Origin of the sequence: Acidovorax sp. HMWF029 (assembly GCF_003060895.1) — a bacterium.
Taxonomy (GTDB): Bacteria; Pseudomonadota; Gammaproteobacteria; order Burkholderiales; family Burkholderiaceae_C; genus Acidovorax.
On the sequence record NZ_QAIH01000010.1, the window covers coordinates 1 to 23206 of the forward strand.

General features: G+C 66.1%; 19 protein-coding genes. 11 read left to right on the top strand and 8 right to left on the bottom strand.

Annotated elements, in window-relative coordinates; translation table 11 throughout:
- The 5 genes from DBR12_RS00905 to yegQ all read left to right on the top strand — a co-directional run.
- Positions 1-430: rhodanese-like domain-containing protein (locus DBR12_RS00905; protein WP_108615534.1), on the top strand; the 430-nt coding region annotated here is incomplete at its 5' end.
- The gene (locus DBR12_RS00910) at positions 424-936 is read left to right on the top strand and encodes a GNAT family N-acetyltransferase (RefSeq protein WP_108615549.1); all 513 of its coding nucleotides are present in this window, start codon (positions 424-426) and stop codon (positions 934-936) included. The genes DBR12_RS00905 and DBR12_RS00910, both read left to right, overlap by 7 nt.
- 21 nt (positions 937-957) lie before the next feature.
- Entirely contained in the window at positions 958-2022 is a 1065-nt protein-coding gene (locus DBR12_RS00915; RefSeq protein WP_108615535.1) for a homocysteine S-methyltransferase family protein, read from the top strand.
- A 167-nt stretch (positions 2023-2189) separates the two neighbouring features.
- Complete coding sequence (gene ttcA / locus DBR12_RS00920) at positions 2190-3131, top strand: tRNA 2-thiocytidine(32) synthetase TtcA (RefSeq protein ID WP_108615536.1); 942 nt, start codon at positions 2190-2192, stop codon at positions 3129-3131.
- A 154-nt stretch (positions 3132-3285) separates the two neighbouring features.
- Positions 3286-4716 carry a tRNA 5-hydroxyuridine modification protein YegQ gene (yegQ, locus tag DBR12_RS00925; protein WP_108615537.1) on the top strand — a complete coding sequence of 477 codons (1431 nt, stop codon included), beginning with the start codon at positions 3286-3288 and terminating at the stop codon, positions 4714-4716.
- Positions 4717-4829: 113 nt separating this feature from the next.
- Here yegQ and DBR12_RS00930 read toward each other — a convergent pair whose 3' ends face one another.
- Together DBR12_RS00930 and DBR12_RS00935 are read right to left on the bottom strand one after the other, a co-directional pair.
- On the bottom strand, positions 4830-5624 hold the full coding sequence (locus DBR12_RS00930) for a sensor histidine kinase (protein ID WP_158274954.1): 795 nt from the start codon (positions 5622-5624) through the stop codon (positions 4830-4832).
- A 139-nt stretch (positions 5625-5763) separates the two neighbouring features.
- The gene (locus tag DBR12_RS00935) at positions 5764-6582 is read right to left on the bottom strand and encodes a response regulator transcription factor (RefSeq protein ID WP_108615539.1); all 819 of its coding nucleotides are present in this window, start codon (positions 6580-6582) and stop codon (positions 5764-5766) included.
- A 473-nt stretch (positions 6583-7055) separates the two neighbouring features.
- Here DBR12_RS00935 and DBR12_RS00940 point away from each other — a divergent pair, with 473 nt between their 5' ends.
- The 6 genes from DBR12_RS00940 (at position 7056) to DBR12_RS00970 (ending at position 14903) form a co-directional block, all read left to right on the top strand.
- Entirely contained in the window at positions 7056-7529 is a 474-nt protein-coding gene (locus DBR12_RS00940) for a hypothetical protein (RefSeq protein WP_108615540.1), read from the top strand.
- A 150-nt stretch (positions 7530-7679) separates the two neighbouring features.
- Positions 7680-8108: a hypothetical protein gene (locus DBR12_RS00945; RefSeq protein ID WP_108615541.1), complete on the top strand. Its 429-nt coding sequence runs from the start codon at positions 7680-7682 to the stop codon at positions 8106-8108.
- Positions 8109-8214: 106 nt separating this feature from the next.
- Complete coding sequence (locus DBR12_RS00950) at positions 8215-9906, top strand: DUF4384 domain-containing protein (RefSeq protein ID WP_233244232.1); 1692 nt, start codon at positions 8215-8217, stop codon at positions 9904-9906.
- Positions 9907-9941: 35 nt separating this feature from the next.
- The gene (locus tag DBR12_RS00955) at positions 9942-11201 is read left to right on the top strand and encodes an SEL1-like repeat protein (RefSeq protein WP_158274955.1); all 1260 of its coding nucleotides are present in this window, start codon (positions 9942-9944) and stop codon (positions 11199-11201) included.
- Between the two features lie 439 nt (positions 11202-11640).
- The gene (locus DBR12_RS00960) at positions 11641-13293 is read left to right on the top strand and encodes a hypothetical protein (RefSeq protein WP_108615543.1); all 1653 of its coding nucleotides are present in this window, start codon (positions 11641-11643) and stop codon (positions 13291-13293) included.
- Positions 13294-13775: 482 nt separating this feature from the next.
- The gene (locus tag DBR12_RS00970) at positions 13776-14903 is read left to right on the top strand and encodes a hypothetical protein (protein WP_108615544.1); all 1128 of its coding nucleotides are present in this window, start codon (positions 13776-13778) and stop codon (positions 14901-14903) included.
- Between the two features lie 178 nt (positions 14904-15081).
- Here DBR12_RS00970 and DBR12_RS00975 read toward each other — a convergent pair whose 3' ends face one another.
- The 6 genes from DBR12_RS00975 to DBR12_RS01000 form a co-directional block, all read right to left on the bottom strand.
- Complete coding sequence (locus DBR12_RS00975) at positions 15082-16170, bottom strand: sensor domain-containing diguanylate cyclase (RefSeq protein WP_108615545.1); 1089 nt, start codon at positions 16168-16170, stop codon at positions 15082-15084.
- A 104-nt stretch (positions 16171-16274) separates the two neighbouring features.
- Positions 16275-17639 (bottom strand): MFS transporter, encoded by a 1365-nt coding sequence (locus tag DBR12_RS00980; RefSeq protein ID WP_108615546.1) that lies wholly within the window; start codon positions 17637-17639, stop codon positions 16275-16277.
- The gene (locus tag DBR12_RS00985; RefSeq protein ID WP_108615547.1) at positions 17636-19300 is read right to left on the bottom strand and encodes a class I adenylate-forming enzyme family protein; all 1665 of its coding nucleotides are present in this window, start codon (positions 19298-19300) and stop codon (positions 17636-17638) included. Before DBR12_RS00985 ends, DBR12_RS00980 begins: the two co-directional genes overlap by 4 nt.
- 313 nt (positions 19301-19613) lie before the next feature.
- Positions 19614-20918, bottom strand: a complete 1305-nt coding sequence (locus DBR12_RS00990; RefSeq protein ID WP_108615548.1) for a Glu/Leu/Phe/Val dehydrogenase — start codon at positions 20916-20918, stop codon at positions 19614-19616.
- Positions 20919-21134: 216 nt separating this feature from the next.
- Positions 21135-21980 (bottom strand): PPK2 family polyphosphate kinase, encoded by an 846-nt coding sequence (locus DBR12_RS00995; protein ID WP_369861275.1) that lies wholly within the window; start codon positions 21978-21980, stop codon positions 21135-21137.
- Between the two features lie 284 nt (positions 21981-22264).
- On the bottom strand, positions 22265-23206 hold a 942-nt coding region (locus DBR12_RS01000; protein WP_108615552.1), incomplete at its 5' end, for a helix-turn-helix domain-containing protein.

Below are 23206 nucleotides of genomic sequence, written 5' to 3' on the forward strand. Positions count from 1 at the left end.
GGCCTTTCCCGCCCCCACCCCCGCGCAGTCGTGCGACTACATGGCCGCCAAGCTCAGCTTCCATGCCGATGCCTGGGATGTGGCCGAAGACCTGCGCAACGGCATCGACGCCATCGTGGTGATCGACACCCGCTCGCCCGCCCACTACGAACAAGGCCATGTGCCCGGCGCGGTGAGTTTTCCCCACCGCACCATGGACGCCGACAGCACGGCCCACCTGGATCGCAGCAAGGTCTATGTGACCTATTGCGACGGCATCGGCTGCAACGGCTCGACCAAGGGCGCGTACAAGCTCGCGCGCCTGGGCTTCACGGTCAAGGAGATGCTGGGCGGCCTGGATTTCTGGATCCGCGACGGCCAGCCCGTAGCCACCGGGCCCGAGCGCGGGACCATGCCCGCCGCCCGTCCCTCTGTTGAATGCGCATGCTGACCCCACCCGTGCGCCGCCTGCCCCCGGCGGATTGGGTCTTGCGGCCCGCACTGGCCGCCGATGCCGGGGAGCTGGCCCGCCTGTGCGCGGCGCATGCTGCCTACGAGCAGATTCCCTATGGCGCCGACGGCCACGCCGAGCGGCTGGCGCAGGCGCTTGAAGCCGGGCGGCTGAATGCCTGGCTGGTGTACCTGCACGGGCAGGCGGTGGGCTACGCCAGTGCCACGCTGGACTACGCCACCCTGACAGCACGGCCCTTCTTGCACCTGGACTGCCTGTACCTCGACCCGGCGGCGCGCGGCCTGGGGCTGGGCCCCGCGTTGCTGGATGCCGCCGTGTGCCGGGCGCGCGCCCTGGGCTGTGAGCACCTGCAATGGCAAACCCCCTTGTGGAACGACGGCGCGATCCGCTTTTATGACCGGCTGGGCGCCACGCGGCTGGCCAAGCAGCGTTACACCCTCGCCTGTGCCGAATGGGCCGAAACCCCTTTTGGACTTCGCTGCTGACCGGGTTTCTACAATCGGGGGATGAAAACGCTTGCCTACACGCGCGCCGCGCAACTGCCCGACATCCTCGCCCAACGCATCGTCATCCTCGACGGTGCCATGGGCACCATGATCCAGCGCTTCAAGCTGGGCGAGGCGCAGTACCGGGGCGAGGGTTACACGGGCCCCGGTGGTGCGGGCGACCGCTTCAAGGATTTTGCCTACGACGTGAAGGGCAACAACGAGCTTCTTTCGCTCACCCGGCCCGACGTGATCAGCGACATCCACGAGCGCTACCTTGCCGCCGGTGCCGACCTCATCGAGACCAACACTTTCGGCGCAACCACTGTGGCGCAGGAGGACTACCACATGGCCGACCTGGCGCGCGAGATGAACCTGCGCTCGGCCCAGCTCGCCCGCGCCGCCTGCGACAAATACAGCACGCCCGACAAGCCCCGCTTCGTCGCCGGTGCCCTGGGCCCCACGCCCAAGACGGCCAGCATCAGCCCCGACGTGAACGACCCCGGCGCGCGCAACATCGACTTCGAGCAGCTGCGCGCCGCGTACTATGAGCAGACCGAGGCGCTGGTCGAGGGCGGCAGCGACGTGCTGCTGGTCGAAACCATCTTCGACACCCTCAACGCCAAGGCCGCGCTGTTCGCGATTGACGAATTTTTCGAAAAGAGCGGCGAGCGCTTGCCCCTCATCATCAGCGGCACCGTCACCGATGCCTCGGGCCGCATCCTCTCGGGCCAGACTGTGACCGCCTTCTGGCACAGCGTGCGCCACTCGCGTCCGCTCGCCATCGGCCTGAACTGCGCCTTGGGTGCCACGCTGATGCGCCCCTACATCCAGGAGCTGAACCGCGTGGCCGAGGACACCTTTATCAGCTGCTACCCCAACGCCGGCCTGCCCAACCCCATGAGCGACACCGGCTTTGACGAAACGCCCGAGATCACCAGCCGCCTGGTGCACGAGTTCGCGGCCGAGGGGTTGGTGAACATTCTGGGCGGCTGCTGCGGCACCACGCCGGACCACATTGGCGCGATTGCCAAGGCGGTCGAGTCCGTGCCCACCCGCAAGATGTTTTACCCCGCAGAAGCCTGAAAATCTGAGGAAAATTGGCCGTCTCCGCTCGACCAGTATGCGTTTATAGCTATTAAATGTATAGCATTTAATGCGAAGCCGCTCTGCGGCAGCGCATTGCCGAGTGCCGCAACCTGCGGCACCCTTGCCCTTTTCTGTTGAATCACTCGCCACCTTCGGCCTGCCCCATGCCCGCCATCGCCACCTTGCCCGAAGCCCATGCTGCCGCATCTGACGCTGCGGTTGCCGCCGAGAAAACCGCCGCCCACGCCGCGCTCAAGCTCGAAAAGCGCCTGGTGCGCCAGGTGGCCCAGGCCATCGGCGACTTCGGCCTTATCGAGGACGGCGACAAGGTGATGGTGTGCGTGTCGGGCGGCAAAGACAGCTACGCCATGCTCGACGTGCTGCGCATGCTGCAGCAGCGCAACGGCAACCGCTTCGAGCTGATCGCCGTCAACCTGGATCAGAAGCAGCCCGGCTTTCCGGCCCATGTGCTGCCCGAGTATTTGGCGAAGGTGGGCGTGCCCTTCCACATCGAGACGCAGGACACCTACAGCGTCGTCAAAGAGCACATCCCCGAGGGCAAGACCATGTGCAGCCTGTGCAGCCGCCTGCGCCGGGGCATTCTGTACCGCGTGGCCGACGAGCTGGGCTGTACAAAAATTGCGCTGGGCCACCACCGCGACGACATGTTGCAGACCTTCTTTCTGAACATGTTCTTCGGCGGCAAGCTCAAGGGCATGCCGCCCAAGGTGCAGAGCGACCGGGGCGACCACCTCATCATCCGCCCCCTGGCCTATGTGGCCGAAGACGACCTGACGCGCTGGGCCGAGCACCGCCAGTTCCCCATCATCCCCTGCACCCTGTGCGGCAGCCAGGAGAACCTGCAGCGCAAGCAGATCGGCCAGATGCTGCGCGACTGGCACCAGCTCTACCCCGGCCGCATTGAGAACATGGCTGTGGCGCTGCGCAACCTGGTGCCCTCGCACTTCATGGACCCGCGCCAGTTTGACTTCAAAGGGCTGGTGCCCAACGGCGTGCAGGACGCCGATGGCGACAAGGCGTTTGATGCCGAAGAGTTTCCGCAGTCGGTGGGCTCCCTCGCGGGCCTGCCGCTGATGCAGCGTTGAAGCTTTCGCGCCCCGACTGCCATGGTTTTTCTGGCCGCATTCCCCCTACCGTTCAGGCTGAGCCTGTCGAAGCCCGGTGCCAGCCTTCGACAGGCTCAGGCCGAACGGGTAGTGGTGGATTGATGTTGCCCTCATTCAGATTCAGAGGTACCCCATGACCACGCTCAAAGCCCCCGAACTCCTCCTGCCCGCTGGCTCGCTCGACAAGATGCGCGCCGCCTACGACTTTGGTGCCGACGCGGTGTACGCAGGCCAGCCACGCTACTCCCTGCGTGCACGCAACAACGAGTTCAAGCTGGAGCAGATCCGCCAGGGCATCACAGAGGCCCACGCACGCGGCAAGAAGTTCTTTGTGACCAGCAACCTCATTGCGCACAACGACAAGATCCGCACCTACCTGCGCGACATCGAGCCCGTGATCGACTGCAAGCCCGACGCCCTCATCATGGCCGACGCGGGCCTGATCATGATGGTCAAGGAAAAGTGGCCCGAGCAGGTGGTGCACCTGTCGGTGCAGGCCAACACCACCAACTGGGCGGCGGTGAAGTTCTGGCAAAAGATGGGCGTGGAGCGCGTCATCCTCTCGCGCGAACTCAGCCTGGACGAGATCGAAAAAATCCGCCAGGAATGCCCCGACATGGAACTGGAAGTGTTTGTGCACGGCGCGCTGTGCATCGCGTACTCGGGCCGGTGTTTGCTCAGCGGCTACTTCAACCACCGCGACCCCAACCAGGGCACCTGCACCAACGCCTGCCGCTGGAACTACGCCACCCACGACGCCGACATCGACCCCACGACGGGCGAAGCCATTGCGCAGAAGATGGAAGGCGATTTCAACTTCGAGGCTGCGCAGCAGAAGGCGGAACAATCGTTTGCATCGACCACCGGCAACGGCGAGCGCCACCCCAAGGCCGACAAGGTGTACCTGATCGAAGAAGCGGGCCGCCCTGGGCAGATGATGCCCATCATGGAAGACGAGCACGGCACCTACATCATGAACAGCAAGGACTTGCGCGCGGTGGAGCATGTGGCGCGCCTGGCGCAGATTGGTGTGGATTCGCTCAAGATCGAAGGCCGCACCAAGAGCCTGTACTACGTGGCCCGCACCGCCCAGGTGTACCGCCGCGCGATTGACGACGCCGTGGCCGGCCGCCCCTTCAACCCCGAGCTGCTGATCGAGCTGGAAGGCCTGTCCAACCGCGGCTACACCGGCGGCCTGCTGGAGCGCCGCCCCAGCAACGACTACCAGAACTACCTCAACGGCCACTCGGCCACCCAGCGCAGCCAGTATGTGGGCGAAGTGCTGGGCACCGAGGGCTTGGCGGATGTGGGCCTGCAAGGCGACTGGGTGCTGGTGGAAACCAAGAACCACTTTGCCGTGGGCGACCTGATCGAGGTGGTGCACCCCAGCGGCAACACCACCGTGCGCCTGCAAGAAATGCGCAACGTGGAAGGCCAGCCCGTGCAGGTTGCACAAGGCAGCCCCGTGCGTGTGTGGATCCCGCTGCCCGCGCGCTACAGCGGCGCGCTGCTCGCGCGCGTGATCGAGTCCGCAGCCACGCCTGAGCCTGCTTTGACGCTGTGAGGGAGTATGGGTGGGGCGATTTCAGCATGCAGCCCTCTGAACCGCTCATGCTGAGCCTGCCCAAGTGTGGCTTGATTTAACCTCCTGGGTACCCGATAGCGTGCAACACCACACTAGGGCACCGCAGCGTAGGGAGCCACCACGCGTATGCAGGTGCCTCCGCGCTGGTCCGCGAATACCTGCAGTTCGCCACCCGCAAGGCTGGCCCTGTGGGCCATACCCGCCATCCCATGGCCCAGCGCGGGAAGGTTTTCCGCATTGAACGGGGGCAGAAAGCCCTGGCCGTTGTCGCAGACTTCCACGCACCACGCCCCAGGGGTCGAAAGACACCTTGTGTTTACCTGAATCTCGGTGGCATTTGCATGTTGCAGCGCATTGCTCAGAGCTTCTTGAACAATAGCCACAAGATGCATCGCCCTTTCCGGGTGGAGGCAGTCTGCACATGCAGGCGTCTCAACCTCCCATTGCATACGGATTCCACGTTGTGCCAGCACGGGCGCGATGCGGTGCCTCAACTGAGCCAGGCGGTCTGCGAGTGGTGCTTCGACGCTGTGCATGGAGTCCACAATCAAACGCAGGTCAAGCAGGCATTTTTCGAGGGCTGAGTGGACGCCTGATTCGCGCGGGTTTGATGTGTTCAGGAGTGCCAGAGCGCAGACCAGTTGCGAGCCAAGGTTGTCGTGCAGATCTCTGGCAATGCGCCGCCGCTCAGCCAGCACATCGGCGCTGGGGCGCGCGTTGAGCCTCGGGCGCCATTGCAAGGCGCGGGGAAGTTGCACCAACAGCAGAGCCCCCAGGCCCACCGAGGCCGCCAGGGCGGCCAGCTCCCACCATTGCCGATACGACGGCTGCTCATCGCCATAGCCATAAAACGCCATGGCAAACAGCGCCAACTGCAGCAGCCACATGCACATGCAAACGATGGCGAACTGCGGGGGACGCGTGCGAAACACAGCTCAATCCTGTCTTGTCAGTTGCGACGGGCAACCGCGAGCCCATCCGGCGACGGCGCAGCCGACATATGCAGCATCCCTCTGCAACACCCCGTCAAAAGAGTCCCCGCAGGGAGGCAAAGCGCACGGCCTGGGCACGGGTGCGCACTTGCAGCTTGCGGTAGATGTTGCGCAGGTGGGTGTTGACCGTCATGCTGCTGATGAGCAGGCGCGATCCGACCTCGACACTGGTGTAGCCGCTGGCCACCATGCGCAGGATCTCCTTTTCGCGCGCGGACAGGCGATCTGCCTCATCGGGCTGTCGTCGCTTGTTTTCGGCAGAGTGGGTGCGGTCGAATCGCTGCAGCAACCGCCGGGCCAGATGGGGCGTGATGGAGGCACCACCATTGGCCACCTGCAGCACCGCCTGCGAATAGTTGCCGAACCATGAGTTCTTGCCTACATACCCCGTGGCGCCGAGTTCGAAGGCCCGCAGGACCTGCTCATCGTTTTCCATGACCGAGATCACGACCGACTGGGCCGATGGGCGCACGGGTTTTACGTAGTGCAGCAGATCAAAGGCGTCACCATCGCCCAGGTTCAGGTCCACCAGCAGTACATCGAACTCATGGTTCTTGATGGCCTTGCGCCCTTCGCGAACACTGCCCGCCTGCGCCACCAGCAAGGTGCGGGCATCCGCCATGAGCTCCTGTGCAATCACCAGGCGGATGTGCGGATCGTCGTCCACCAGCAAGACCCGCACTGGATTGGCCTCCTGCCCCGTGAGAAACGCGGGCCAGACCGATGGTGGATTGGAATACGTTTCAAACTGGCCCGACGGTTGTGATGCAAGGTCGCGGGCACTCTGCGGCGATAGCAACGCTGAAGGCCTCAATGTTTGCGATGGTGTATCGACCTGCCAACTGCTGCTCATGGATGAACTCCTGCGGACGTGGTGGTGGGCCCCAACGGGCTGGATCTGGCGGTGGACGCATCTGCATGCAACTCTTGCGTTCACATGCATGTTCTCCAACGTCCCCATGCCCCTCTGTACGGCAGCGCACACAGTGCGCCAAATATGTGACAGGGGCCAAATCTATTTGGCAATGTTGCCTAAGTAGCAATTGGTTACTACCTGATTTTCTTCGGGCTGCCGCACGTTGTGCGGACCGCCAAGCCTTGCTGACAAACGTTTTGTGCTGGCCCAAGGGTTGAACCGCTCCGCTGTATGAGGTAGCCCGCTCGGCGTATTCGCACAAATCGCATCGGCTCACACACTGAACTCCGACAGCGCCAAACGGCCCCGGTTCTCGAAAAACCAGACCCGAAAGCGCCGTCCAACCCCCTCTGCACCGCAGGTTCGCTGCGGTTGCAGTTTGTGTAGAAGTCATCCTTGAAGGATCTGTCATGAAAACCCTTGCTTTCATCACGCTCAGCGTCATTGCCTCCGCCGCCATGGCCACCGGTCCAGTCCCCTCCACTCCGGACATCACCATCACCGGCAACTCCACGCAGTCGGTGTCCCTGACATCGGTGTCCGTCAATAACAACTCGACGGGCTCCAAGAGCGAGGCCTTCCAGAACCTTGCCTCCAACACGGGCAACGTCACCATCAGTGGCAACTCCATCCAGACGGTGACCGGCTTTGGCGGAAACGTGACCAACACCGCCAGCGGCAGCGAAGCCTACGCCAGCCAGAACCTGTCCTCCAACGTGGGCGAAGTCACCATCATTGGCAACTCCAGCCAATTCACCTCGATGATCAATTCGTCGGTCAACAACCTCTCCAGCGGCAGCAACAGCAAGGCGGTGCAAAACATTGCCTCCAACAACGCCTGCTTCACCTGCCAGCCCACCAAGACCGCCGGCTGGCCCTACTGAGAGCGTCGCCAGCACGGCTGGTGAATAGGCCTGCCAAGGTCTGATTCCGGCAGCACATCGGTGCCCGGATGAGTTCGTGACAGGGGTACACCGGCCAGGCTGCAAAAGCAGCGCGGGTGGGCCCCTCATTCTCACCATAGGAGGTGTTCCATGAACACACGTTTTCTGGCGCCCTGCGCAACTTGGCTGATGGTCTGTGCGCTGATGCCCGGTCTGGCGTGGGCGCAGGCCCCCGGGGAAGACCCGGTCATTCTGAGCAAGAAGCTCTCGGTCCAAATGCAGCCCACAGGGCCAGCTGCAGCCTCGACCGGACTGGACGGCAGCAACGCCATGCCATCGTGGCTGCGCGCACGCATCGCCCGCTACGAAGCCAAGGCTTTCTCAGACGACACCACCGGCGTGCTGACCAATAACGATGTGGTCACCACCGCCAATGCACAGGGCATGCAAAAGACCTGCGTCCAGGAGGTGGGCAGCAACACCATGTCCGCCAACACTGCGGGATCGGCCAAATACGGCCCCAACCAGGCGCCGCAGGTGGTAGTGCTGCGTGGCGATCTCGTCAACATCTGCAAGTAACAGGCCAGGCGCCAGGAGATCGACCATGCCGCCCACCCCGCTGAGCCCCGCCATGCCCGCATGCATTCGATCCTCACACGCTTTCGTGCGCGCGATCCATGGAGCGATGTGGCTTGTCATCGGGTGGGGCTTGGCCGGCTGTGCCACGCCCCGCGACCCGCGCAAGGACCAGGACTTTCAGAGTCTCGCCTCGATCACCGACCGCCCCGTGGTGCGTCCTACCCGCTCCATCTCCAGCTTCTCCGACTCGCTGATGTGCATGGACCACATGCTGCGCGACGCACAGCTGCCCACCACACTGATCACCAGCAAGCAGATTCCCGACTACTCCACCCGCGTCACCGTGGCTACCAAGGACATGGTGATCACCGCGCTGTCCCAGATGTCGCGCCTGAGCAATGCGTTCCGCTTTGTGGACTACGAGGTGGACATCGCGCGCCAGGATACGGTGCAGAACCTCACCACCATCTTGCTCAACAACAACCAGATGCAGCTGCAGCGGCCCGCGCTGTACCTGTCGGGCGCCATCTCGTTCGTGGACCAGAACGTGATCAACAACCGGTTTGACACCGGGCTCTCTGGCCCCCGCATCGACATGGGCTACAGCCAAAGCCGCAACGCCACCATCATCGGCCTGGAGATGCACCTGGGCGACTTCCGCACCCGCACGCTGATACCCGGCCTGGACTCCGCCAATGAAGTCATCATTGGCAATGGTGGCCAGGGCATCGACCTGGCAGGGCGCATTGGCACCTATGGCGTGCAGTTCAACGTGGGGCGCGACTACACGCAAGGCTCTGGCAGTGCCGTGCGCACGCTGGTGGACCTGGCCACGATCGAACTCATTGGCAAATGGGCCCGTGTGCCCTATTGGCAATGCCTGACGCTGGAGCAAACCCACCCCGACTTTCAGCGGCAGCTGCGCGACTGGTTTGACGAAGGCTCGCCCGCTGTGCGCACCCAGCTCATCACCCGCTCACTGGTCAGCCGGGGCTACCTTGCCCCCAGCGCGCAACCCCTGCCGGACAACGACCCGGCGCTGCGCAAGGCGCTGGCGCGCTTTCAGGCCGACAACGGCATGGTGGTGACTGGCGTGGTGGACTTTGCGACCTACGAACGGGCGCTGCGCCACTTTGTCGGCTTATCCGCTGACGGCACCCTGGCCCGCATTGGCTGGGCCAGCACACACGCCGAGCCCGTGTCACACATCGCCGCCGGTCCCGCTGCGCCCGATGCCGCAGTCAGTGTGTTGAGCAGCAATCCGGGGGCGGCCAAGTACGGCGACCCGCCACCTGCCCGCACCATCGATCTGCAGATCGAGAACGTCTTGCTGGACCGTACCGCATTCGAGGTGGGTGAACAGGTCTTCCTGTCGGCCACAGTGTCGCGTGCTTCCTACCTGCAGTGCTATCTGGCCGACGCCACCGGCACGGTCATCCGCCTGCTGCCCAACCAGGCCAACACCACCGGATGGGTGTCTGCCAACCAAGCCCTGCGCATCCCTGACTGGATGAGCCCCAACCCTGGCTTCATCATGGACGCGGCCAGCCCCGGCACCGAGGGCGTGGCCTGCTTTGCCACCGACGAGGACAGCACGCCCCGCTTGCCCAAAGCCCTGCGCGGCCCGCCGCTCAAGCCCATTCCAAACTACCGGGCGCTGGAGCGCCTGAACGAGGCCTTCGCCGCCGCCTGGGGCAGCGAAGGCTACACCGGAAACGCGGTGTACTGGCAAGTCGTTCCACGCCGGGCCCTACCCGCCGCAGCCGCGGTGCCTGCGCAAACCGCTCCGCGCAAATGAAAGACCATCGGTACGGCACTGCGCAGGCGCACGCCATGACCACCCCCCCTTCGTCCACCATGGCGCGCCAGTCCATGGTCAATGGACCGTGCACACCGCGCGGTACTTGGCGCGCACTCCATGGTGCTTTGGCGCAGGCAGTGGGTACAGCGTGCCTGGTCTTGGCGGTGGTACCTGCTTCGCCTGCGCTGGCCTCGGTGCGTGCGCTTCCCGCGCCCGCAGACACCACTATCACCGATCGCGCCAGCCTGAACGTGGCGTCCCCCCAGGTGCCAGGGTCCGACGAACCCATGCAGGAGAAGATGTTGCAAAAACTTCGCAGCGCCGCCCAACGCGACGGGGCACCGATACGCAAGCCACGCATCTCCCCCGCCCACACAACGCAATCATCGGGCGACCTGTCGCCCGCCGATGCGGCGTGGCTGTTGGGGCTGCTGGCGCTGCATGGCCTGGCCATGCCCGCAGATCCAGCGCAGGCCCAGCACTGGTTTGAACGCGCGCAAATGCTCAGCCACCCCCTGGCTCCTGCGGGCCTTGCGTGGTGTCAGCTCAGCGGCTGCGTGGCAGCACCCAACCCGTCAACCGCCATGCACTGGATTGCGCTGGTGGGCCGTGCCGATCCAGGGCTTGCCAAATACCTCGAATGGCATGCGGCCAAGGCATTGGCCCCGTTGGCCGAGCCGCGTTCGTACTCACCAGATCCCTACCCCGGCCCGGTGGTACCAGTGGCGGCCAGCCCCCCGCTGCAGAAGCTGCTGGCACAAGCCGTGCGCGCAGGCAATGCGCAGGCCGGCAACGAACTGGGGCTGGAGTTCATCGCCAGCGGCGATCTCGAACAGGCGATGGCCCAGTTTCAATCCGCGTCTGCAGAATCGGGGGCCGCCGCCGCCAACGCCAGCCTTCTGGCCCGTCGCATTCACAGCGGTCCCAACACCCGTACCCGATCAGCCCGCTACAGCGCTGCAGATTGGTACGCGCAGGCCCAGCGCTACCACCGGGGCGATGGCGTGCCTGCCAACTACACCGAAGCTGTGCGTCTGTACCAGGTAGCGGCCAGCAGCGGCGACCCGCTGGCGCGCAAAATGCTGGCGCTGATTTTCTCCAGGCCGTTGCAAGGGGGCGCCGTCGACGTCGCATGGATGCAGCAGCTCGCCGGTCTTCACATCGGCACCAATGGCTCGTACCCCGGCGCGACCATGTCGGCGCCACCCAGCGGCTGGCAGCGCGAACCCAGCCCGCTGTACCTCCTGGTGCCAATGCAGTGGCGGACGGTGGGGCAAAGGCTGGGGCGTTAGGCTGTCCCAGCAAGCTTTGGCAGAACAAGCGTTGCAAGCATGCACCATGCGGGGATGATCGGGGCAAGGCACAAACCACAGCGATACCCAGAGGCATCGCGAGGATTTGCAACGCAGCCCTGGCCGATAAGACGCGGTTTCAAGTACCAGCTAGCGTGCAACACCACACTAGCGTGCGACGCAGTATCCACCGTGGAGGCTTGGCTGATGCGCGTGGCGCGCAGCGATGGGCGTACGGCCCTGGGTGTGGATTGATGCCCCAGCGTGTGCGAACAGAGCTGCCCAGACCACGCGGTCAGCACCTGTGGCCCGCACGCTGCCAATGGCCCGTGCCTGCCTCCCCATCGCCGGCGGTTTTGGGTAGCATCGTTTCCGATGTCGCCCATGGGTTCTGCTGCCAGCGCCTGGCACGCAACCCGATTCCACGAAAGGCCCGCCCATGTCCGTTGAGTCCCCTTGCGCCTGTGTGCGTGAACTGCGCCAGATCCTGTTGTGGCCTCTGCGCCTGATGCCGGTGCGGGGCTCCGAGGGACGGCATGCCAAGCCCTGGGAGGTGCTGGCGGACATGGGCGAGGTCTCGCCTTGGCGGGAGGTGGTGGATGAATTCACGGGTGACAGCCAGCGTTTTCACGAGCGGCATTACAACGAGTTCGTGACTTTTCTGCCCTATGTGCAGCGCTTCCTGTACGGCGAGGGCCGCAGCCAGAAAGGCGGCAGCGCCACGGGCTCGCCGATGCGGGTGTTCCGGCGCAACGATGTCAGCGCGGTGCGGGCGGTGCTGCACCCTGGCGCGGCGCCGATCACGCTCGACATCGTCCATGTAGACCTGTACTTTTTTCTCGACCTGGATCTGGTTCTGCTCAATGTCGAGGTCAGCGCCCGCGACCTGGCGCTGCCCCAGGCGCAGGAGCTGCTGTACCGCTTCGGCCGGGGCTACCCTGCCAGCTGGGATGCCGACGGCCATGCCCAGCACTGCCTGTTCAGCGCAGAGTGGCTGGACGCCGCCGGGCAGGTGCTGGCCCAGTCCGACGCCAACCAGCGAGATCTCTTCATGGCCCATGTCAGCAGTCACCGCGCCCCGCGCATTGCGGCCCACTGGGCCTGGCTGCTGGAGCCGCTGGTGAGCGACCATTCGGAGCGCAGCGGCCCCTTGCGCTACCGGCAGATCGAGTACTACCGCATGCCGCAGCTGGCGTTCCTGGCGCTGGACGACCCGCGTGCGTTGAGCCGCAGCGATTTTGTGCGTCTAGGTCTGGTGACGGGGGCGGCCAGACCGGGCGACGACGCCAGCCTGCCATATGCCGAAGAGCACCTGGCCGACTTTGAAAAGCGGTTTTGCTATGACCGCTTCTGGAGCAGCAGCGGCGCAGCCCCCCACACGCGCTATCTTTGCAGCGGCCACTCGCTGCTGGTGCTGGGCGACGCCAACAGCCCGTTTTTTGTCTGCCGCGACCGGGGGGTGCTGGCGCAGTTCCGGCACCAGCATTTTTTGCTGTTCCTGATCGCGCATTTCCAGAAAGCGGCGTTGCTGATGTTCTCGGACCGGCTGGCCGAGGCCTTGAAAAACCTGGACATTGCCGACGCTGCCAGCGTGCGCCGCTTCAAGCGCACCATCCGCGACAGCTTTGCCGGTTTTCTGCGCTTCACGCACCGGTACTGGTTCCATGAGGTGTCAGAGCAGGCCCAGGTGCGGGCCCTGTTTCGCATGTGTTCCAGCCACTTGGGGCTGGACCCGCTCTACACCGAGGTCAAGGAACGCATCGGCGAAATGAACCAGTACCTGGACGCCGACAGCCTGCGCCGCCAGGCCAACACCGTCGTGCGGCTGACGGTGGTGACCATCTTTGGCCTGATCGGCACCGTGACCACGGGCTTTCTCGGCATGAACCTGCTGGCCGAGGCCGATGCGCCCGTGGGGAAGAAGCTGGGGATCTTTGCGGTGGTGTTTGTGCTGACCACCTCGCTGACGGTGTACACGATGGTCAAGTCCAAGCGTTTGTCGGATTTTCTGGACGTGCTCTCGGACGAACGCGCCAGCGCCTGGCAAAAAGTCAGGGCGCTGGGGCTGGTTTGGCGGCGCGCGGGGGAGTAACGGTCCCGGGCTTCACCGCCCACCCGGCTGTCGCAACGGCGCCACCAGCACCAGCGCATCGGCCATCACTTCCAGCGCCTCTTTCTGCGTAGCCAGGCACTGCGGCTGGCGTCCGTCCATGCGCGGCAGCGGGACTTCCACAGCTCGTGGAGCATGAACTGCTCATCCACCGCCAGCACGCCAAACGCCAGTGCCAAGCACACGCGCATTCTCCAGGGCAGGCAGCGCTCCCAGCCTGGCGCGAACAACCAGGCTGCCAGCAGTAGATATCCCAGCACCGCACACCATGGGGGCCGAGGCGGGGCCCGTTTTGAGTGGTTGCGGCGCCTGGATTTTGAGTAAATAACGGCTTCTGCGCGCGATAGTATTAACTTGTGTGCTATACAAATAATAGCAATTGCAGCGCATGCGTTGCACGCGCTCCAGGACTGGTCACGCGCAGGGAATCGCTTCAGAATCCGGCATCCCCCCGCTTGCCCTGTATGGCCCTTCCCATCGACCCTTCGCGCAGCGCCTTGCCCCCCGTGGCCCAGTTTCTGGCCGAGGCCGCGCTGCAGCGGCAGACGGCGCTGCTGGGGCTGGACAAGAAGCCCGGCATGACACCCGCACCGCTGCCCCCGGCCGATGCCAGTGCACCGCCGCCCACGGCCACGTCGCCCAGCCCGGCCGCCGGGCCTTTGCCAGCACCGGCAGACAAGGCCAGCATCTCGCCCCAGGCGCGCGAGCAGCTGGGGGCGGGTTTTGAACCCCGGCGCGAAGCGGTGGGCCCCGGTGCGGGTGCCGCGGGGGCCGCGCCGGGCACGCGGCCGGGGCTGGCTGCGCGCGGGCCCTTGCCACCCCCGCCACTGCCCGTGGGGGCGCCCGCAGCGGCAACGGGCGCTGCCCCCCTGCGGGGGGCGGGCTGGCCCGCCACCGGTCTGGATGCGCCCCAGATGGGCATGGTGCGTGCGCTGGTGGAGCAGCTCACGTCAGGCAGTGGCGCCCCGCAGCGGGTGGTGGCTGCGCAGCCCTGGCCCGTAGGGCTGGCGCAGGATCTGGAGCGCGGAGCGCTGGACGCAGACACACAGCCGCTGCAGACCTGGCTGGTGCGCCAGGGCGCGGTGCTGACCCCAGAGGGCGCGCGCAGTTTTGCGCTGACCCTGCGCGTGCCGGTGCCCTGGATCGCGTCGCTGCAACCCGCGCCAGCGCCTGCTACACCCGTGGCTGCAGGCCCCTCGGCGGCGGTGCCGCTGCAGGTGCCGTTTGCAGGCCCTGCGCAGGCGCTGCAGTCGGGCGTGCTGGCCCTGGTGCTGCAAGGCGCGGACGCCGCTGCGCCGCGCACCAGTGCGCTGCTGGTGCTGGACTTTCAGCCCCAGCTGGCGGCCACCGTGTATGGCCGCGACATGCTGCAACAGGCCAACGGACGCCTGGACCCGTGGACGCAGATGGCCGTGCTGCAGGCCAGCGGCCAGGTGCCCCGCGAGGAAGACCGCGCGCGCAACGGTGCATCGGGCCTGTGCGAGACGGTAGGCTGCCCCTATGCGGCGCGGGCGGCCTGTGTGCAGCCGTTTTGCCTGGCGATGCGGGGCGTGCTGCCGCCCGAGCCGGTGGGGCCGGGGCCCAGGGCCTGACGTTCGGGGCTGCGGCATGTAGGGCACCCGCACAGCGGGCTTTTCGCAGGCCGCGTTGCAGATCCTTCAGCCGGGGGCGCATGAGGTCGCCCGTTTTCCGCACGGTCGCCACGGTGGACGTCCTGGCGCTCGACGTCCAGCCCCGCCGAGCGTCTGCGGGTTGGCGCCTACGCCGTCACTATGCCGTCACCACGCGGTTGCGTCCGGATTGCTTGGCGGTGTACAGCGCGGCATCGGCACGCGCAAACAGGCTAGAGGCGGTTTCGTCAGTGCGCAGGCTGGCTGCGCCAATGCTGATGGTGGTGGGCTGGCTCAGCCAGCTTGCCTGGGCCACCGCAACACGCATGCGCTGGGCCACCTCGTGGGCGCCCTGCGCGTCGGTGTGGGGCAGGATCACGGCAAACTCTTCGCCGCCCACCCGCGCCACGATGTCGATGATCCGCACGCAGCCGCTGAGCACCTGGGCGATGGAGCGCAGCACCTTGTCTCCGGCGTCGTGGCCGAAGCTGTCATTGATCTGCTTGAAATGGTCCACGTCCAGCACCAGCAGGCTCAGGGGCGAGCGCGTGCGTTCGACGGAGGCGATTTCCAGCCCCAGGCTGTCATCAAAGGCGCGCCGGTTGCGCAAGCCGGTGAGCGGGTCGGTCCGGGCCAGCTCATGCAGTGCCTGGTTCAGCTCGTCCACCTTGTGCAGTTGCTGCACCAGCTGCTGGTTGAGCGCCTCGGCGTCACGCAATGCGCGCCGCAGCCGGATTTCGCGCATCGCGGAGTGGGCCAGCTCCTGCAAAATTTCGATGTCCTGCTCTGTCCACCGTTTGGCCTTGAAATCCACCGCGCAAAAGCTGCCAAGCACCTGCCCCGCCTCGGTTGTCAGGGGAATGCCTGCATAGGCCCGCACCCCCAGGGACGCCACGGTGGGCACGTCGCGGAACACCGGCAGCTGCGTGGCGTCTTCCAGCACCAGGGGGCCCTCCGACACCAGGGAATAGTGGCAGAAGGTTCGCCCGGTGAGCTGGCGCAGGGTGCTCAATGGCCCGTCCAGGCCGAAGGTGCTTTTGTAGAAGTCGCGGTGTGCGTCCAGCAGCGAGACAAAGGCGGCGGGGGCTCCGGTGATCTTGGATGCCAGCCGGGTTAGCCGGTCAAAGCTCTCTTCAGCGACGCTGTCGAGCAAACCGGTGTCATGCACCGCTGCCAGCCGCTGGGGATCAATGAGCGCGGCGTGAATCCGGGCGTTGCTGGCAGGTGGGGGCAGCGGCCATTCCGTCATGGGTGTGGTGCGGGGAATGTGGTTGAGCTGCCCTAAGGTACACGATCCCCGCAGGCGGCGGCACCCCTGCGCGCAAAGACCCTCCACCCAGGCTTTGCGCAGGATCAGCGCATGCCGGTGTGGCCCCGAATCTCGGCGTGGCGCGAACGCGTGATGGGGTATGCCATCAGCAGCGGGACGGCCAGCACCAGACACAGCCCGGGCAGCACGCCAGTCATCAGGGTGATGCCCTGCAGCGCATCGGCCGACTGCGCCACGTTGGGTACATAACCCGTTACATCCAGCATGCCCGCCACCAGCACCGTGGCGAGTGTGCGCGCGAGTTTGTCCATCAGGCCGTAGAGCCCGTAGTACATGCCCGTCTGGCGTTCACCCGCCTGCATGTGGCCGTGGTCGATGGTGTCGGGCACCATGGCAAAAGGCACGATCCAGTGCGCCCCCATGCCGATGCCCACCACCACCAGGATCGCGGTCATCATGCGCTGGTCACCAGGCTGGACCCAGTACAGCGCCAGCAGCCCGGCTGCGCACAACACCAGCCCCAGGATGTAGGCCCGATTCTTCTCCCAGCGGTCCACCACGACCTTCCACACAAACAGTGACAGCCCCACCACGCCCAGCAAGGTGCCCATGAAGCGGGGCAGGTCGCCCTTGTCGCCCTGCAGCTGGTAGATCACGAAGTAGGCCAGCGAGGCCTGCACCAGCGTGAGGCCCAGGCGTACCAGGGTGGCGGCACTCATCAGCAGCAGAAAGGGGCGGTTGTGCAGTGTGGTGCCCAGCGTGGCGCGCACGCTGGCCCACAGGGGCGGTGCGTGGGCCTCGGTGGCCGGTGGGGCGCTGGCTGCAGGCTCGCGCACGCGCCAGGCCACCACGGCCACGGCCATGCCCGCCACCAGGCCAAACACGGCGCCCGCCAGCGTGTAGCCCGTGCGTGCATCGGGCGCGGCCCGCACCAGCACGGGCATCAGCACGCTGCCCGCAAAAAAGCCCAGCAGCGCGCCCATGGATGCAAAGGCCGTGAGGCTGGTGCGCTCGTCGTAGTCCTGCGTCATGTTCGCGGCCATGGCCTGGTAAGGCAGCTGCACCAGGGTCATCATGGTGTCGAACACGGTGTAGGTGATGGCGATCCACAGGAAGGCGGCCACGGGCGAGAGGCCCGGCGGCACCATCCACACGGCCGCCGCCGCCAGCCCCAGCGGGATGGCGCCATAGATCAGGTACACCCGGTGGCGGCCATGGCGCGAGCGGGTGCGGTCGGTCATCCAGCCAAACAGCGGGTCGTTGATGGTGTCCCACACCTTACCCACCAGCAGCGCAGCGCCCGCCACTGCGGGCGGTACCAGGGCCACGTCGGTGTAGAAGATCATGAGCAGAAAGCTCATGGCGGCAATCAGCATCTGCAGGCCGACGTTGCCCACGGCGTAGCCGAGTTTGGTGCCCAGACTCAGGCGGGTGTTGGCTGTGCTCATGGGTGCGCGGGGGCTGCGTGCTTTGTGGTGTCGACGGCGGTTGTTGCCGGGGCACCGGGGTGGATGCGGGGAGGCGCGGCTTCCAGCATCAGGCGCACCTCGCGGCGCAGCATCTTGTTGAGGAAGCTGCGCGGGATCTCGGGCACCACCCGCACATCGTCGGGCTGCATCTCGACAGGCAGGTGCTGCACCAGGAACTCGGCAAGGTCGTGCTCCAGCGGTTGCGTGCTGCGCTCGCTGCGCCAGCTTTGCCGCAGGCTCACCACCAGCACGGCGGCGCTGCCATGCTGCACCAGGCAGGCCTCTTTCACGGCGGGGTGGCAATGCGCCACTTCCTCGATCTCGCGCGGGTTCAGCGCGTGGCCGTTGCGCGTCACGCGGTCGGCGCTGCGGCCCAGCACATGCAGGTAGCCTGCGGTGTCGAAATAGCCCACGTCGCCCATCACCACCCAGCCGTCGCGCAGGGTTTCGCTGGTCTTTTCAGGGTCCAGCCAGTAGCCCTCGAATCGCACCGGCGTCATCACGGTGATCAGGCCCATCTGGCCCTGCGGTAGCGGCGCAAACTGATCGTCGCGGATCACCACCTCCACCCCCGGCATGACGCGGCCCACGGTGGAGAGGATGTCATTGCCCAGCGGGTTGCCCTGCGCGTCCACATGTTCGTGGGGGAGCAGCCAAGTGATGGGGGGCAGGGCTTCCAGGCAGCCGTAGCCCTGCTGAAAGATGGGCCCGAAGCGGCGGATGGCTTCGGCGATCTTGGGTGCGGGCATCATCTCCGAGCCGTAGGGCACATGGGTCAGCGAAGACAGGTCGTAGCGGTCCAGCGTGGGCTCGTCCAGCAGGTCGATGATGGCCGAGGGCGACAGGAACGCGCGCGACACCCGGTGCCTCTGGATCAGTCCAGCCAGCGTGGTGGCGCGGAAGTCCTCGGGCATCACCAGCGCCGCGCCCGCCAGCAGTGTGGGCAGCACCAGGCCCGAGCCAGGGCCGGTGAGCGGCAGGCCCAGCATGTTTACGTCCGGCCCGTTGGCGGGCGGCTTGAAGTCGATGGCGCGCGAGATCAGGCGCACGCTGTCCAGGTACTTGCGGTTGCTGTAGCCGATGGACTTGGGCAGGCCTGTGGTGCCCGAGGTCATGTGCAGCGCAAACACGTCGTCCTCGTGCACATCGGCCGTGCCCGCTGCGGGCGCATGCTGTGCCAGGGCTTGTTCGTATTCGTCGCCCAGCGCCAGCGTGCGCAGGCCGGGCAGCTGTTCGCGCACGGCCTGCAGTATGGGGGCGCTCAGCAGCGGGTCGTGGATGAACACCCTGGGCTTGACGCGGCCCATGGTGGTGAGCGCCGCATCGGCGGGCAGGTGCTTGTGAAAGCTGGCAAAGATGGTGCCGTTCTCGAACGTGGCCAGCCGGGTTTCGTACTGCTCCCCGGTCTCGGGCAACCAGGTGAAGACCACGTCGCCCTTTTTCACGCCCTGCGCCTGCATCCAGGCCTGCAGGCGGTATACGCGCTCTTGCAGCTGGGCGTAGGTGAGGGTGCCGCGCCGGTCAATCAGCGCAGGCTTGTGGGCATGGCGCCGGTAGGCCAGGCGCGCCACCGAGCGCGCGGTGCGCAGGCGGTTGAGCAGAAAACGCGCCACAAGGCTGCGCAAGGATGGAAAAGCCATCGGAGTCTCCCTGGAGAGGGCTTGTTGAAACTATGTCCAGGAAGTTTTTCACGTCGACGCGTGTCAAGACATGACCATTTGTATGTGTACGTATCTTTGTGTTTCGGATTCGCGTGCGCGGTCGTTTTGGCTCCCCAAACGGCGGGCATGCATCGGGTCCCGCGTCGCCGCTGCACAACAAATCGCAGATTGGCCGCCGGGTGCCTGGCGATGTACCGGCCAGAAAAAAACCGCCAGGGCTGGATCGCAGCGGCTGGCGGTTGGTGTGACAGCCTGCCCCGGGTAGGGGCGGGCCGAAGGTGTGGGCGATGGCTTATGGGTACAGGCCGCGCATTTCGCGGGCGTGCAGGATGCGCTGGCAGGCCACGATGAAGGTGGCGGTGCGCAGGCTCACCTTGTGCTCTTGCGCCACCTGCCAGATGCCCGCAAAGGCCTCTTGCATGATGCGCACCAAGCGGGCGTTGATCTCGTCCTCGCTCCAGAAGAAGCTGGAGAAGTCCTGCACCCACTCAAAGTAGCTCACCGTCACGCCGCCGGCGTTGGCGATCACGTCGGGCAGCACCAGCACGCCCTTGTCGTGCAGGATGTCGTCGGCTTCGGTGGTCGTGGGGCCGTTGGCACCTTCGATCACGAGCTTGGCCTTGATCTGGCCCGCGTTGTCCTTGGTGATCTGGCCTTCGAGGGCGGCAGGGATCAGGATCTCGCAGTCCACGCCCCAGAACTCTTCGGCCTTCATCACTTCGGCACCCGCAAAGCCGCCCACGCCACCGCGTGCCTTCACATGCGCCAGCAGCGCGGGCACATCCACGCCCTTGCTGTTGAAGATGGTGCCGGTGTGGTCTTGTACAGCCACCACCTTGGCGCCCGCTTCGGCAAACAGCTTGGCGGCAATGCCGCCCACGTTGCCAAAGCCCTGCACGGCCACGCGGGCGCCGTCCAGATGCAGGCCGGTCAGCTTGGCGGCCTCCACGCCCACGGTGAACACGCCCCGGCCGGTGGCTTCGACGCGACCCAGCGAGCCGCCCAGGTCCACGGGCTTGCCGGTCACCACGCCGGTGGCGGTGGCGCCCACGTTCATCGAATACGTGTCCATCATCCAGGCCATGACCTGGCCGTTGGTGTTCACGTCGGGTGCAGGGATGTCCTTGGAGGGACCGATCAGCAGGCCGATTTCACTGGTGTAGCGGCGCGTCAGGCGCTCCAGCTCACCCATCGACAGCTTCTTGGGGTCCACGCGGATGCCGCCCTTGGCACCGCCGTAGGGCACGTTCACCGCGGCGTTCTTCACCGACATCCAGGCCGACAGGGCCATCACTTCAGACAGCGTCACATCCTGGTGAAAGCGCACGCCGCCCTTGCCCGGGCCCCGGCTCAGGTTGTGCTGCACGCGGTAGCCTTCGTAGTGGGCGATGGTGCCGTTGTCCAGCTCGATCGGCACATCCACGATCAGGATGCGCTTGGGGCGCTTGAGCGTTTCCACCCAACGCGCCAGGTTGCCCAGATAAGGGGTGACGCGGTCCACCTGCTGCAGGTAGTTGCCCCAGGGGCCGAGGTGGTCGGCCTGCAAGTACGAGGGCAGGGGGTGGGTGGGGCTGGCAGCGCCAGTGGGTGAAGACATGGTGAGTTCCTTGTGGGATCAGTTCAAGCCGCGAAGCTTATGCCTGCGGTTGCACGCTGTCTAAGGCCGGAGTGTTTGAGTACTATGCAAATAATGCATAACCAGCGGAAGGCGCCCATTCATGCGGCACTGCAGCAAAAAAAGGGCCCCGGAGCGCGCCGAAAGGCGCGTTGCCGGCACCCCGCTCAGGGCCTGCCCGGGTCCTGCTTTGCAGGCCTATTCGACGCTGAAATGCGCCAGCGCCGGGTCGCCCGTCGGGTAGCGCAGGTCCAGGTTCTGCAGCACTGCGCGCAGCACCGTGGCAACCATCAGGTTGCGGTGGGTCTTGGAGTCTGCGGGCACGATGGTCCAGGGCGCCCAGGGCGTGTGGGTGGCGCTGAGCAGCGCGTTGTAGGCGCGGCGGTAGTCGTCCCACTGCTTGCGCGCGTCGATGTCGCCCATGCTGAACTTCCAGTGTTTGGCCGGGTCGTCCAGCCGCTCCTGCAGGCGCTCGCGCTGCTCGTCCTTTCCGATGTGCAGCAGAAACTTCAGCACGATGGTGCCCGTCTCGCTCAGCATGCGCTCAAAGTCGTTGATGTGGGCCAGCCGCTGCTGGTGCTGCTCGGGCGTTATCCAGCCGTTGACCACGGGCACCAGCACATCCTCATAGTGGCTGCGATTGAACACGGTGATGTCGCCCGCCTGCGGCACCTGCTGGTGGATGCGCCAGAGGTAGTCGTGGGCGCGTTCGGTTTCGGTGGGGGCCTTCCAGCCCACGGCGTGCACGCCCAGGGCGCTCATGCGGCCAAACACGCCACGGATCGTGCCGTCTTTGCCCGATGTGTCGGTGCCCTGCAGCACCACTAGCAGCTTGTATCGCTTGTCGGCGTAGAACAGGTTCTGCAGCGCATCCAGCTCCACCGCCAGCTCCTCCACCGCCGCCTTGTCGCGGGCCTTGTCGCCCAGCGAGAACGGCTTGGCGCCGGGGTCGAGGTCGTCCAGCGACATGTGCTTGCCCGGCGGCTGCCAGGGCTGCAGGCGCTGCAGGAGGGAGGACGGGGTGGTGGCAAAAGGTGAAGGCACGGGCAGGCTCCTGGCAGGGTGGCGCGGCGCGCCGGAATGTCAAAGATACCCGCTGTGCGCCTGTGCCTGCTGCCACTGGTCGTGCAGCCCGCCCACCCGCACGATGCGAATGCCCCGTGCAGGGCTGCCGCAGCTCAAAGGCGGGTGCGACGCCAGTTGCTTCAGTTGCAGCGGCAGGTGGCAGTGTGGGTGATGGGCATGGGTCTACTTCCGGCCTGGCAGTCACCGTTGGGTTGAACGATGTGGGATGTGGGCGAGGGCCGCTTCCGTGCCCCCAGCGGCGTTCAGCCATGGGCCATGCGGTAGGCCAGCGGCGTCTGCCCCGTGGCCTGCTGGAACGCGCGGTGCAGGCCCGCCTCGCTGGCAAAGCCCAAATCTTCGGCAATGCGCTTGAGGGGCTGGGGCGTCTCGCACAGCGCCTCGCCCACCTGGCGCAGCTTGATGCGCCGCATCCACAGCGCGGCCGACAGCCCTGTGTGTGCCTGCACCCGGCGTGCCAGCGTGCGGGGCGACAGGGCCAGCGCATCGGCCAGTGCGGGCAGGCGCAATGCGGTGGCGGGGCAACGCTGCACCCACAACACAGCCTGGCGCAGTGTGGGGTCGGCCACGGCCATCAGGTCGTGGCCCGCAAACGCGGGGTGGGTGGCGCGCGGGCGCGGCAGCATCAGCAGCGACTGCAGATCGCCCAGCGCGGCGGCATCGAGCCGCTGGGGCAGGGCATGCAGCATCAGCGGCAGGTGGCCGTTGGCCCCTGCGGCGGTGGTGACGGTGCCGTCTTCCACCAGCGGCTCGTCAAAGTGCCAGTGCACGGCGCCAAACTGCTGCTCCAGCGCCGTGCGCAGCCACCAGGTGGCCGTGGCGCTCCGCCCGCGCAAGCGGCCACTGGCAGCGGCCAGCGCCACACCGGCGCAGTAGCTCCACACCCGGGTGCGGCGGGGCAGGGCGCGCAGCGCCGCCACGGCGGGTGCCAGCTGCTGCTGCAGCGCAGGGGCCTGCCAGCCGTCGGGGGACGATAGCCACAGGCCGGGCACCAGCACTGCATCCACCTCGGCTTGCGCCAGTGCCACGCCGGGCGTGAGCGCCGGGCCCTGCCAGGTGGGCACGGGCGCCAGGTCCACCCCCGCCCAGCAGGTGGTGACCACGGCGCGCTGCGCGCGCAGGTTGGCGGCACGCGCCAGGTCGGCCGTGGCAAACAGGCCAGCGGGCATGCAGCCGGGGTACAGCAG